The organism is Psychrosphaera sp. F3M07 (assembly GCF_018860345.1).
GTDB lineage: Bacteria > Pseudomonadota > Gammaproteobacteria > Enterobacterales > Alteromonadaceae > Psychrosphaera > Psychrosphaera aquimarina.
On sequence record NZ_JAHKPJ010000011.1, the window covers coordinates 20,260 to 34,202 of the forward strand.

The window sequence follows — 13,943 nt, forward strand, 5'->3', positions numbered from 1 at the left end:
TTGCTCTATCTTGGCGTAGAATCGTCGGCTTATGTCCTTAATAAATTTCTGTAACACAGCTTAATAAGTATTTTTTTACCCCATTTAGCGTTCCTTTACTTCAGTAAAGGTATAGGTATGTTGGGCATCAATAAGACTGAGTGTACTTAAACCTGCAGATTCACCTACAACCAGCTCAAGTCCGAGAAAAAACGGTGCGATAGTCACTAACGACACGCTGCCATCGGGACTGACTTTACTGGCAATAGCCGTTTTCCATACGCCGGGATCCAGCACAACCTCCCCATCAATTTGCGTAACTTTCAAGCTGCCGAGTTCTGGACTGCTATACAAGCTGGCTAGTTTAGTCACAACGTTAGGATCGGGTGGATAGGTGACTTCTTCACGCAATTTACCTGCGATTAAAGCATTAGTTTCTACAGTGACCTCCACTTGGCTTTGAGCTTGTGTTTCTGCGTCATACAGCAATTCAATCATACGGCGTGTAAAAGGCTTAAGTAAGGCATAACCTTCGTCGGAGTTGGTTAAAATCACTGCACCGACCTTAGCCGATGGTATGGCGATGAAGTTAGACAGATAACCAGCCAAGCTACCGCCATGTTCAACAATACCAATCCCGCCGACTTTCTTAGTTGATAAACCCATGCCATAACTGGTGTCCGCACCGGTAGCCACTGTGGATTCGCGACGTTTTAGTACCGACTCGGCGGAAAATAATCGCTTTCCATTAGGAGCAACACCTTCAGAGAGTTCGTTTTGTACATATTTTATCATGTCACTGGGGGTCGACCATGCTGCCCCTGCAGGGCGATAAGGAGTGACCGTATGATTAAAACCAGTAGTTGTCGTTTGGGGTATCAATTGGGTATTGCCTACGAGATCTAAACCGTGCGGTGAAGCGGCATCATTTGCTAACGCCTGAGCAAAAGAAAAGGTAGTGTGTTTCATTTGCAAAGGGTCGAATATGTATTGCTGCATCGCTTTATCGTAAGCTGCACCAATTTCCATCTCAGGGTATAAAATGTGCGCAGCCACATAACCCGCAGCGGCAGCCATCTGGTTATTGTATTGGAAAAGTTCCCCAAAACTACTGGTAGGTGTCGTATTAGCTAAATCAGTAAACGTCACTGAAGCGGCCACGTTTGGGCCGCTATTAAATATCCAATCTAAATCTTTGCGTGGCAGACCGGTGCAAGCACACACCAAATGTTTGATTAATACGCTTTGGGTAGTTTTCTCATCGCCTAATTTAAAATCTGGATAATAGTTGATGACCTGATCATCCCAATTTAATTTTCCCATCTCGACGAGCTTAGCCAATAACAGGGTAGTCATGCCTTTAGTATTAGAGGCAACCATAAACGCAGTGTCTTTAGTTACAGGTTGTTGAGTCGCAATATTTTTGATGCCCACCCCACCTTCATACAACACTTTGCCATCTTCAATAACTGCCACACCCACCCCTGGGATATTAAGTGCTTTGGCTGATTCTTCGACAAATGATAGCAGCGCGGCGATTTTGTCAGGACTGAGTTTTTGGGCTGTACGCTTTGTTAAATCTTCAGGCTTATAACCGGCAATTTCAAAACTCTGTGACATGGCTCTGACTGCTGCAGCGCGTTTAGCATAAGTCGCATAGTTACCATCAATCAACAGTACTTGCCATTGTTCTCCTAGTTTATAAACGCCAGCATAAGCGAGCATTTCTTCGCTTATTGATGTTTGGTATTCAATGGTCCTTATTGCGTCCCAACCGCCTTTTTTTACTTCTGGTGAATTAACTCTAACCTCGCGTGAAAATTCAGGATTATACGTTTTCCACGCTTTTAAGGCCGCCCCTTCCGCGTCAGTTGCCTCCATTACTGCTACCACTACAAGCGACAAATCCTTCTCTGGAGCAATAAAAATGGTTTGGCTGCCTTGTACCGATTTAATCCAGCCTTCAGGTTCTTGATATTGGGCTACCACATTAACGACTGCCGCTGCAGTGTTTTCAATGTGAGTAGTTTGTTGATGTTTACTGCATGCATTTATCACACAGCATAAAACTAGGAGTAGCAGCAGTCGCGTATATGTTGATTTCATTGTTGATTTCCTTAACATTTGATTTGACCAAGTTTATTTCACAACACTACTGCTTTCAGTGATTGTTATTTAAATCCTATCTTTTGCTTATCAGTTGATCAACAAACAATCTAAAATTGAATGAAAAACGAGGTCTGCAGCGCACCTAAAATTAGGTAATTCAATCACTCAATGAGCATGTTGAGTTTTACATTTATTTGCAAACATCTGCGAGGGGCTCAGATTTTAAGACAAGCGTTTAACTTTTAACAAACTATCGGGATCAGAACTAAGTTAAATTATTCATGATTAAATGGGCAACATAATTGGCAATAAGCTTAGGCAGTTATAGACCTGTTTGTCGATAAGCAAACCTAGAAGAATAAACCATTACAGTTATCGGTAAACGTCATAATGAACTGAGTAAACGGTTTAAGGAGCCCAAGCTCGCTTTGCTGTCGGTAACCGCCTTTCCGGTTCGTAAAATAATGGGCAAATCACTTGGTAATATTAGTTGGGAAAACCTAAGTCTGGATTGCAGATGTGCCTAAACACATGATTCATTATATTGGTGACCATTTGTTAGGGGCACTCAAATAAGGGCTTGTATTATTGAAGATTTGTGAGAATTTAAAAATAAGAATAACTAGCTCTATGCTGTATTCAAAATTCGATTCTATATTAAAAATACGATTCTAAATTAAAACCTAGTTACTTTGTCTTTTTAGCTTGGGTTATAAAATCGTTTAAGTATTCGATATCCTGTTCATCTTTTCTAATACCAACAAATATTTGTTTACTGATGCCCTTTTTGCCAAAACGAATACTTTTGATAGGCATTGTTTTTGAATACTCATCCACCAGCCACCCCGGTAACGCACAAATGCCTCTGCCGGCGGCGACCATTTGTAACATGATCTCTGTGGTTTCAATTATTTTGTGTTTTTTTACTGAGCACTTTGCTGGAGTAAGAAATTGGCTAAAAATATCAAGCCGTTGTGGTTCAACAGGATAAGTGAATAACACCTCTTCGCTGAGTTGATCCGGCAATACATAGTCTTGTTGGGCTAATTTGTGAGACGCAGAAACCACCAATTTATGCTCATAATCAAAAACAGGAATGTAATCAATTTTAGGTTTAAACAAGGGATCTGGTGTGATCAGCACATCTATCTCATAACTCAGTAATGCCCCTAAAGCGCCAAACTGAAACTTTTGTTTTACGTCCATATCAATATCAGGCCACTGTTCTAAATAAGGTTGTATCACTCTAAGTAACCATTGATAACAGGGGTGGCACTCCATGCCTATTCGTAAAGAGCCCATTTCGCCTTTTGCAATTTGCTTTAATAAAAGCTCTGTATGAGAAAACTGTGGCAGTATTCTATTAGCAAGCGTTTGAATACGCTCACCTGCCGGTGTTAGACGTAGATTTCGGCCATCTTTTATCCAGATACTGGTGCCAAGCTGACCTTCTAGTTTTTTAATACTATGGCTTAACGCAGATTGCGATAAATGTAACGAATCGGCTGCTTTTGTTAAAGTTCCCTGCGTTTTTATTGCCGTTAGTATTTCTAAGTGAATCCTTTCCAACATACGTTAACTCCAATTGCTTACTTTAATCATGAGTTATATTCATTGATTAACAAAATTATATCAACCTTATTCATGGAATAAACATCTTCATAAAATAGGAAGTAACTGATTAATTGGTTAACTCTTTTCTGACTATTGCTGTACCTGCACTTAACGCCTGTAACTTGCCACGTGCGACTTCACGAGATAATGGTGCCATACCGCAGTTGGTGCATGGGTAAAGTTTGTCAGCATCAACATATTTAAGCGCTTCACGCAGAGTATTAGCCACTTCCTCTGGCGTTTCTATGGTATTGGTTGCAACATCAATAACCCCGACCATCACTTTTTTGCCTCTAATAAGCTCCAGTAAGTCAACGGGCACCCGAGAGTTGTGACACTCTAGAGAAATAATATCGATATCTGAGTTTTTAAGTTTTGGCAATATTTGTTCGTATTGTCGCCATTGACTACCCAAGGTTTTTTTCCAATCGGTATTGGCTTTAATGCCATAGCCATAACAAATATGAACGGCGGTTTCACACTTAAGTCCTTCAATTGCTCTTTCTAAACTAGCAATGCCCCACTCATTCACATCATCAAAAAACACATTAAATGCAGGTTCGTCAAACTGGATAATATCAACGCCAGCGGCTTCTAACTCTTTGGCTTCTTGATTTAGTATTTTGGCAAATTCCCAAGCTAAGGTTTCACGGCTTTTATAGTAGTCATCATAAAGTGTATCTATCATGGTCATGGGACCAGGAAGCGCCCATTTAATAGGTTGTTTAGTCTGCTGACGTAAGAACTTAGCGTCTTCAACAAATACCGACTTTTCTCTACTCACAGGGCCAACCACAGTTGGTACACTTGCATCGTAACGGTCTCGAATTTTAACCACCTTACGATTTTCAAAATCGACCCCCGTTAAGTACTCTATAAAGGTAGTTACAAAATGTTGGCGTGTTTGTTCACCATCACTCACTATATCTAGGCCTGAGTTAACTTGTTCTTGCAAGGCAACTCTTAACGCGTCGTGTTTACCTTCTATTAATTCTTGCCCATGTAATTTCCAATCAGACCAAAGAGTTTCTGGCGTTGCAAGCCAGGAGGGTTTTGGCAAGCTTCCTGCCGTTGAAGTGGGTAATAATATTTTTTTAATCGTTTTCATAATATAAATTCAGACTCCATGAAGATATTTAAGCGTGGCTCATCTGTATGTTCGACTTATTTTTGTGCACGTTTGGCATTGCTTTATAAAGTGGTTTTATAAAATGCTCTTGTGCAAACTTTCCTTGTTCAATACCCAACCTACTTCGCTCTGCTCGGTCATAAGTAATATGCGTTAATGAATGATCTAAGTTGTTTAAATTAGGCTGATAACATTGTCCAGCGACCGTATTGGCATTGTAAATTTCAGGTCGATAAATCTTTTGAAAGGTTTCCATCGTGCTAATAGTGCTGATCAATTCAAGACTAGAGTAATCATTTAGCAAATCACCAAAGAAATAAAATGCCAAAGGCGCAACACTATTTGGCGGCATAAAGTATCGAACCTGCAGACCCATTTTTTTAAAATATTGCTCAGTTAACGAAGATTCATTTGGTTTGTATTCAGCACCTAACACTGGGTGTTTGTTTTCAGTTCTATGATAGGTTTTATTATCCGACACACTTAAACATACAACAGGCGGTTTATTAAACTGTTGTTTGTAGGCATCTGAACTCACAAAATCCTGGAACAGTTTCCCGTGTAACTCACCAAACCCCTCAGGGATACTAAATGTAGCTTTGCCTTTATTATGCTCTAACAGCAAAACACTAAAATCATAATCACGTACATAAGAAGAGAAGTTGTTGCCAACAATGCCTTCAATGCGCTCGTTATTTTTATGATCAACAATGCTTGTTTTTAATACTTCTATTGACGGAAATGCTTTACCGCTATTATCAATAGCCACATCAACAGAGATAATTTCCAGTTCAACGGAGTAACGGTCACTGTTAGGATTGTCCCAATATGCTAAGGCATTGAAGCTATTGTTCATCATCTTTAAGGCGTTACGTAAATTCTGTTTACAGTTCTCCCCTCTTGCCAAGTTTGCGAAATTGGTGGTGATACGCGTATTGTCTGAAGGTTGATAATTTTCATCAAGAGGCGTGTTTTTAATGGCAAATGTAAAACTTGTATCCATGATTGTCCTATATCCAATTTATTCTAATAACCCTGATTTTTTTCTACTCGATTCTCAGCTTTCATTCTTAAAACGTTACTATCATTTTTAATTTGTTACTAACTAGGCCTGCGAGTGAAGAGCTGAATATGTTTTATACTTGGTTAGGTAAATGAAAAAAAATGGTATTACTTCATCAATCCATGAATGAAATTCATAATGTTCTCGTTAAGAAGTCATCTTTATTCATAAATTTACAGGATAGAATGATTACTACGATGTGAAACCCTAAGCTAGGATCATTAACGGTTTGTTTGACTTTTATAGGACAAATTAGATATTTATTTTCATATACAAATACAGAAATACTTTCCAACTTTTCACTAATGAAACAGTTGTGTTTTTACTAAACAAGCCAATTAATTAACAAAAACCAAGATGGAAGAAAAATAAACATATGAAACAATAACTTATACAATAATCCATAATACAATTGGTTATCACCCCAAACTCTTACAACGCAAAACCATTCTATTTTTTCGAAAGGTACTGATGAAAAATATAAATTTAACTTGGTTAAATAGAATGTATTATATAACCATTAGATTACTCAGAGACGATTCATTATGCTTAAAAATACAGACGTACAGTTTGGTTTAGTGAGTACTTATGTCCATTGGCTAAGTGCAATAATGGTATTCAGTTTATTTGCCGTCGGTTTTTGGATGGTGGATTTAAACTACTACAGTGAATGGTATAAAACAGCCCCTTATTATCATAAGGCATTTGGCTTAACCTTGTTCTTTATTACTTTATTTAGGATATGCTGGAAACTCATTAACGTGTCTCCAAAAGAGTTAGGAAATAACAAATTGGAACATAAACTCGCCAAAGTTGCTCATTTAGCCCTTTATGGCTTGTTATTACTTATCATGTTCAGTGGGTATTTAATCTCAACGGCTGATGGTAGAGGGATTGAATTGTTTAGTATCGTCACTATACCATCCATGGGTGAGCTATTTCCAAATCAAGAGGACCTTGCTGGGGAAATACACGAAATTGCAGCATATACAATTATAGCAATGGTTGTACTTCATATTGGAGCAGCTTTAAAACATCATTTTGTAGATAAAGATGCTACTTTAAAACGTATGACAAAATTTAAATAATAACGATTCATTATTAACTTTAATAAAAGAGAAATTACATGAAAAAAATGACACTAACGTTAGTTGGACTTCTAGCATTAACCGCAAGCCAATTTGCAACTGCAGCCGATTATGTATTAGACACAAAAGGCGCACATGCGTTTATCAACTTTAAAGCCAGCCATTTGGGTTACAGCTGGTTAACTGGCCGTTTTAATACCTTTGACGGTAAATTCAGTTACGATGCTAAAAATGTCGGTGCCACCCAAATCACCGTTAATATCGACGCAACTAGCATTGATAGTAACCATGCAGAACGTGATAAACATTTACGTAGCGATGATTTCCTATCAACGGATAAGTTCCCAACCGCTAAATTTGTTAGTACAAAAGTAACTGATAAAGGCGAAGGGAAAATTGAAGTTAAGGGTGATTTTACATTACATGGCGTTACTAAAAACATCACAATTGACGCAACTAAAATTGGTGAAGGAAAAGATCCGTGGGGTGGATACCGTGCTGGTTTTGCTGGAACAACGACCATTGATGTTGCTGATTATGACTTTAAAGCGTCATGGGCTGGTAAAATTCAATTGGAGCTATTAATTGAAGGTATTAAACAGTAATACCGTAGCTCAATAAGCAAAAGGCACTATTTAACGATAGTGCCTTTTTTATTGCTTAAATATATTACTTAAATTAGCCGTTAACCTTGTTTAACCTGCTCAACAGACTCAGCTAAATACCCTCTTACAAAGTATATCGTAAGTGGTTTGGTTACAATTGGATATAGCAGGAATAATAATATTAGCCATGGCATTACAGACCAACTTTGCACACCGGCTATCAAAAAAAATACAGGAGCAATTAGCAACAATTTTATGGTATGCAATACCGCTTTTTTAGGTAATGTTAACTTACCTTTCGCTATTTCTAATGCCAACATACGTTGAGAATAATTTAACCCAGCAAATTCAGTTATCTTACGCGTATCAAAAAACATTCATATTACCCACAGTTACATACCTTCGTGCGTCGCAACCACGGCGACTTCTTCTTCTAGTTTTTGCTCTTCGTCATCGCAATGTTTACCTTGAGCGCCGTGCATCCAATTGATTAATTTATTTGACAGCAAAAATACGATTAATGCGGTCACTAACCCGGCAATAGCGATTGATGAAAAGATTGTGAATGCGTTTTCAACTTGTTGTTCTGAGTCCCCCACTAACGAACCAATAAACCCAGCCAATTTATTTGCCAATGCAGTACAAAACAACCAAACGGCGATTAACAATGATGTTAACTTCACAGGCGCTAGTTTACCAATCATAGACAAACCAATAGGTGATAAACATAATTCAGCTAAAGTGTGGAATAAGAAGGCAAATATTAGAAATAACATACTCACTTTAACTGATTCGTCGCCACCTTGATTGTAAGTAGCCCAAACCATGACTAAAAAACCAATAGATAACAACACCATAGCAATAGAAAACTTAATGGGAGCCTCAGGTTCTTTGTCACCTAACTTCACCCAAAAAGATGCAATAACAGGCGCGAGTAAAATAATAAACAAACCATTTAATGCTTGAAACCAAGTGGCAGGCACTTCAAATCCAATCAAGTTTCTATCGGTAAACTCAGAAGCATAAATAGTAAATAACCCACCAGCTTGCGCAAAACCCACCCAAAATATTATTGAGAAGACACTCATTAAGATAATCACTTTAGTACGGTCTTTTTCATCTTTAGTTAATGGTGCGGTTTGGATGGGTTGTTGTTTCTTTAGCGCAACTTTCGCAGCTGGTGCTAAACCTAGCTCTCCTAAATACAATTTGCCATAAACAATTTGCATAGTAAGACCTATCAACATGCCAACACCAGCGATAGCAAATCCATAATGCCAGTTTATCGTTTCACCAACTGACCCAATAATTAATGGTGAAATAAAAGCACCGAAATTAATACCCATGTAAAAAATAGTGAAACCACCATGACGGCGATCATCATCTTCTTTAAATAAACCTGATACTAAGCCAGACATATTGGCTTTAAATAACATATTACCTAGGAGAATTAATAACAAACCTAGATATAAAAATTGATGTTCAAGACCTTGAATAAACTCTGAGGGGACAGCTAATGTAAAGTAGCCAAAAGTTAATAAAAACCCGCCATAAATAATGGCTTTTCGTTGTCCTAATACATGATCCGCTATCCAAGTACCAAATAGCGGCATGATGTAAATTAACATGGTGAACGTGCCATACAAGCTAAGCGCGTCCACGGTTGACCAAGCTAACCCATTATTTGAAGTGGCTGCGACTAAATACAGAACTAATAAAGCCCGCATTCCATAATAACTAAAGCGTTCCCACATATCCGTGTTCGCCAATAAAAACAGTCCTTTGGAATAGCCTAATATTTCAGTTTGTTGAGTCATTAATTAGCCGTATTTATTATTATTTTAGACATATACAAAAAAGCCCTAATTAAAGGGCTTTTTATGAACAGACAGGAGGTTATTTCACTTCTGCTGCTTTTTCCCATGATTTAGTTTTAAAGCTTAATAAAACTAACACTATACCAATACCAATACTGAATAAACTTATTTGAATATAAAGTGCTGGAATTTGTTCAACATTATTAGGGTCAAAGTTACCCGCTAATAATCCTGAAATGATACTTCCCATTGAGTAAGTTAATACAAACACACCCATTAACTGACCTGAGAAACGCTTAGGTGATAATTTACTTACCGCACTTAACGCAACCGGGCTCAAACATAACTCACCGACAGTGTGTAAGAAGTAAGTTGCAACCAACCAGTAAGGCGCTACTTTCAATCCAGATGCAGCGTATTGCGCAGCAAAGAACATTACGATAAAGCCAGTTGCCATAATAATTAGGCCAAGTGCTGTTTTAACACTGTACGATGGGCTGATCATCTTTTTCGCTAAGTTAACCCATAATGCGGCAAAAAACGGAGATAATGCAATAATGAAGATTGAATTTAATGACTGAAACCAACCTGTCGGGATTTCGAAAGAACCAATCATTCGATCCGTATAATCACGAGCAAATAAGTTTAACGAAGAACCAGCTTGTTCAAAGCCAGAGAAAAAACAAGTAGAAGCAATACATACTAATAGTAGTGCGCCCATTCCTTTCTTTTCATTTTCATTTAAGTTGCCTAAGAAGTAAATACCACCAAAATAAGCAATAAATACAAGAGTAAAAACGACAGCGGTAGACTCAGCTAGTGATACTGGGTCAATAACAATAGTACCGGCAAAGGTCATTGCCGTCACAGCGGCTAATGCAACCAAACCAGCAACGATAACCATCCAACTGATTTTTTGGCCATTGCTTGACATAGGGTGTGTCGGTTCAGCACCTACACCATTTAAGCGAGGTGTTGTCTTTTTATAGATCACTAGGCCTATTGCCATACCTACTGCAGCAGCACCAAATGCCCAGTGCCAACCATAACTGTCACTTTCCATCAAGTAGCCACATACAGTGTAACCAATGAGTGAACCTATGTTGATACCCATGTAATAAATAGCAAAACCGGCATCACGACGATCATCATTGTCAGCATATAATTGGCCAACTAAAGAACTCATATTAGGTTTTAATAAACCAGTACCAAGTACAACAAAGATTAATCCAATAAAGAAAGATGCATCATGTGGTATCGCCAATATAATATGGCCACACATGATAATAATACCACCATACCAAATAGCACTTTGGCCACCAATTAAACGGTCAGCAATCCAACCACCTGGTAATCCCATAAAGTATACAGCACCAGTATATAGGCCATATATTGCAGCAGCAGAGGCAACCGTGATACCAAGGCCACCTTCTTGTAATGATGCAGTCATAAATAGTACTAACATCATTCGCATGCCGTAGTAACTCATTCGTTCCCACATTTCGGTTGTGAACAATGTTAGCAATCCGCCTGGTTGTCCAAACCATGTTCCAGTATATTCTGGTTTATTCATAAGTGTCCCTTACGATTATAGTTATTATTTTTAAACGTCTTCTATGAGTCGTTTCGTGTATATCAAACCCACTGTTTATACCGTCATCATGCTGATGATGCAAGAGCAGTGAGTCTAATAGTAGGTTCAACTGGTTATAATTTGTAAGCTTTTACCCACTAAGCGCAAATTGCTTATGGATTAATGATTTAATAATGTCGATTCTTGTTCTTTTAATTGATTTAATTTTTGGTAATTAAAGGCTTCATTCTCTTGGTTTATATCTTCAACAGAGTAACTTTCTATATTTAACCCTGTTGCATAAACCTGCCCATCAATTAAATACGCTTTATCTTTATAACTACTAATAATTAACCCCGCGCGCTGTTCAGGTAATTCAAATAAATTAAAGCCCGAGCTATAGTCACTGCTTGGATTAGCGCAATGTATTGCCTGTTGTAATATGGTAGGCACAACATCAATATGGCCAGTTAATTGGTTAACGGAAGTGGCTACATCTTGATTTGGCTGTTTTATGATTAGAGGCACTGCAGTTTGGTATTTAGCAAAGTTACTGCCGTGGCCCCAATAACCGTTATTGTCATCGTTAAACTCTTCACCGTGATCTGACGTTACAATCGTTAACGTATTGTGTGCAACATCGGTGGCATTTAACACAGACCAAAGCTCCCCAAACAAACTATCAACATAGTTAACTGAGTTTTTATAATCATTAAATAGTGGCTTGCCATCCATATGTTTATCAAATAGAAAGGCTTCTGGATTAGTTTCTACCGGTTGGAATAAGTTGTGTTCTTCTGGGTATTGATAGTTATGATGGCTAGCACTTAAAAACACAAATTTAAACCAAGGTTTGTCCGATGGTGTTTGTAAGTCTTTAACTAATGCATCCACAGCTAGTTTATCATTAATATATACTTTGTCTTTTAACGGGTTGACGTAATTTTCATCATTTATCTTGCCAAAAAACATCGCTTTTAGTGAAAACCTATCCAAGTTTGAAGAAGTATAAACATCAATATCATAACCTTGCTGCTCTAGGGTTTTAGTCAACAAACTCTGATGTTGATATGGGGATGACGTCATATAGTCTCTATATGTTGGATGTAATCCATACAATAAGCTGAATAATCCATTTACCGTTACACTGCCACCACTGTAATGATTATCAAATTGGGTTGCTTGTTGAGAAAATTCAAAGATATTCGGCGTAACTTTGTTATCCATCACATCCTGACGCCAACTTTCCATCACAAAAATTAATATATTAGGTTTGTGATTATCCCGTTCTGATGTTTCTGCTTTACACGTTAATGGGTGAGCTGGATATTGTAACAATCCACTTTTTGACTTTCCGGCTAAGATTGAATCGATTTGATCACTCTGGTTATTAGTCTGCTCGGGGAAAATATTAGGGTAATTCGCTTTTAACTTGGTCATTAATTTGTTTGACGTTAATGGCGCATAATATGGAAGATAAGGTGTAAATCGAGTGATATTGGCATTTTTATAATCATATCCAACAATATGAATTGTTTGTCCAATTAAGAAAATGACAAAAACAGCTGTATTAACCCATTTTAGTTTTAGCTTAGGTAAGTTATTTACTTTTTTATAAATAACAAAGTTAATTAAAAATATTACGGAATAAACAACTAAAGATAATAAAACTAACCAAATGGATATGCCTATTCCTTTAAAGTCATGCAACAACATATTAATGAATAACATATCGATATGAAAGCGATATATATCAAAAATGAAGTAATCAGCCACCAACATCATGTCGAGCAAAAATTTAGGTATTAAGATTAACCAAAGTAGTTTCCGCCCCCATAAAACAGGCATCAACACGAACGTCAACAGCATTAAAATGAAGTAATAATAAATAGGAATCGTTAGCGCATACACGGCCCCTAACGTGGTTAATTTAACGTCTGCATTAAATATGAACGCCAATAACAACAGGTAGGTAAAAACGAAACTATAAAGCACAAACTGGAACAGCTTAGTGCTATTGTCTCGAACTGAAAATGCCCTTTTAAGCCATCCTAATGCATTGGTTATAGTTGCGTTAATTTCGTTTGCCATGTTTGACCTAAATTCTTTCTAACTAAATATTTTGAGTTACCAATTAACAGCAACAGAAACGCCAATTCCATCGCCAAAAGTATATGGACTTACTTGCATCCAGTTGCCATTTAAGCCATTAGAGTTGACGGCATCTACCGCTTCCCAAGCCATAAACCAACCTAATAAAGCTTGCGAGAAATAATGCGCATCATCGTTAACTCGTGACCAAGCTGAAAGGCCAGAAGCAAATAAAGCTAGATTTTGTTGCATTGGACTTAAGTGTTCCATCTTAGATAAAACCAAAAATGGAACCGCGCCCATAAATGCATGACCACTTACCCCATTATCATCATTAAAAGGACGCCAATGTGCATCTTGGTAATGGTCTCGCGGCCTTGATCCACCAGTTAATAACTGTAACGTACCAACCGCTGGAGCTCCGACTAGGTAAGACCTAAACGTTAGTTGTCCCCAATGACCAAAAGCATTCTTTGTAGAAGACAACTGCATTGCAGTTGCGGCTAATGAGATTGGTACCATTAATGTTTTTTCACCAAATAACTTGGCAACGCTGGAAATATTGTCTGAAAAACTCGATTTAATATTATCTTGATGCCAAGTTTGAATTTTTGGATCTAGTCGTGAATTAGCAACAACAGCACCTAGTGAAAACACACCGGCAACCCTTAACAAACGGTCTCGTTGATAAAACGTTTCGTAATCATTAAGGATCTCAGACCATATAAGGTCGCTGTTTAATTCAAATCGTTCTTGCGCGATAGTTTTGAAAGCAGTGAATTGTAGAATGGTTGCAGCAATTAAATATTTATATAAATTTTGCATGACGTCCTATCATCTAAATAAAGTTAATTTTGTTGAAAGTGTATTTCGGG

At 37.7% G+C, this 13,943-nt stretch carries 11 protein-coding genes; 2 read left to right on the forward strand and 9 right to left on the reverse strand.

Going from position 1 to position 13,943, the window contains the following annotated elements:
• Nucleotides 1–84: 84 nt before the first annotated feature.
• The 4 genes from KO505_RS03750 to KO505_RS03770 all read right to left on the reverse strand — a co-directional run bounded on the left by KO505_RS03750 (nucleotide 85) and on the right by KO505_RS03770 (nucleotide 5,834).
• On the reverse strand, nucleotides 85–2,085 hold the full coding sequence (locus tag KO505_RS03750) for a serine hydrolase (protein ID WP_216054108.1): 2,001 nt from the start codon (nucleotides 2,083–2,085) through the stop codon (nucleotides 85–87).
• 690 nt (nucleotides 2,086–2,775) lie between these two features.
• On the reverse strand, nucleotides 2,776–3,660 hold the full coding sequence (locus tag KO505_RS03760) for a LysR family transcriptional regulator (protein ID WP_216054109.1): 885 nt from the start codon (nucleotides 3,658–3,660) through the stop codon (nucleotides 2,776–2,778).
• A 109-nt stretch (nucleotides 3,661–3,769) separates the two neighbouring features.
• A complete protein-coding gene (locus KO505_RS03765; RefSeq protein WP_216054110.1) occupies nucleotides 3,770–4,810 on the reverse strand; it encodes a methionine synthase in 1,041 nt (346 codons plus the stop codon).
• 28 nt (nucleotides 4,811–4,838) lie between these two features.
• Nucleotides 4,839–5,834, reverse strand: a complete 996-nt coding sequence (locus KO505_RS03770; protein ID WP_216054111.1) for a DUF1852 domain-containing protein — start codon at nucleotides 5,832–5,834, stop codon at nucleotides 4,839–4,841.
• A gap of 605 nt (nucleotides 5,835–6,439) precedes the next feature.
• Between KO505_RS03770 and KO505_RS03775 the strand changes: the two genes are divergently transcribed.
• Nucleotides 6,440–6,982: a cytochrome b gene (locus KO505_RS03775; protein WP_216054112.1), complete on the forward strand. Its 543-nt coding sequence runs from the start codon at nucleotides 6,440–6,442 to the stop codon at nucleotides 6,980–6,982.
• Nucleotides 6,983–7,020: 38 nt separating this feature from the next.
• Nucleotides 7,021–7,587: a YceI family protein gene (locus KO505_RS03780; protein WP_216054113.1), complete on the forward strand. Its 567-nt coding sequence runs from the start codon at nucleotides 7,021–7,023 to the stop codon at nucleotides 7,585–7,587.
• 80 nt (nucleotides 7,588–7,667) lie between these two features.
• Here the strand turns inward: KO505_RS03780 and KO505_RS03785 are convergent, their stop codons facing one another.
• The 5 genes from KO505_RS03785 to KO505_RS03805 all read right to left on the reverse strand — a co-directional run bounded on the left by KO505_RS03785 (nucleotide 7,668) and on the right by KO505_RS03805 (nucleotide 13,893).
• Nucleotides 7,668–7,964 (reverse strand): DUF6170 family protein, encoded by a 297-nt coding sequence (locus KO505_RS03785; RefSeq protein ID WP_216054114.1) that lies wholly within the window; start codon nucleotides 7,962–7,964, stop codon nucleotides 7,668–7,670.
• Nucleotides 7,965–7,979: 15 nt separating this feature from the next.
• Nucleotides 7,980–9,404, reverse strand: a complete 1,425-nt coding sequence (locus KO505_RS03790; protein WP_216054115.1) for a peptide MFS transporter — start codon at nucleotides 9,402–9,404, stop codon at nucleotides 7,980–7,982.
• A gap of 79 nt (nucleotides 9,405–9,483) precedes the next feature.
• Nucleotides 9,484–10,977: a peptide MFS transporter gene (locus tag KO505_RS03795; RefSeq protein ID WP_216054116.1), complete on the reverse strand. Its 1,494-nt coding sequence runs from the start codon at nucleotides 10,975–10,977 to the stop codon at nucleotides 9,484–9,486.
• A gap of 180 nt (nucleotides 10,978–11,157) precedes the next feature.
• Nucleotides 11,158–13,068 carry a sulfatase-like hydrolase/transferase gene (locus KO505_RS03800; RefSeq protein WP_216054117.1) on the reverse strand — a complete coding sequence of 637 codons (1,911 nt, stop codon included), beginning with the start codon at nucleotides 13,066–13,068 and terminating at the stop codon, nucleotides 11,158–11,160.
• Between the two features lie 36 nt (nucleotides 13,069–13,104).
• Nucleotides 13,105–13,893, reverse strand: coding sequence for a phosphatase PAP2 family protein (locus tag KO505_RS03805; RefSeq protein ID WP_216054118.1), 789 nt, complete (start codon nucleotides 13,891–13,893; stop codon nucleotides 13,105–13,107).
• Between the last annotated feature and the right edge of the window lie 50 nt (nucleotides 13,894–13,943).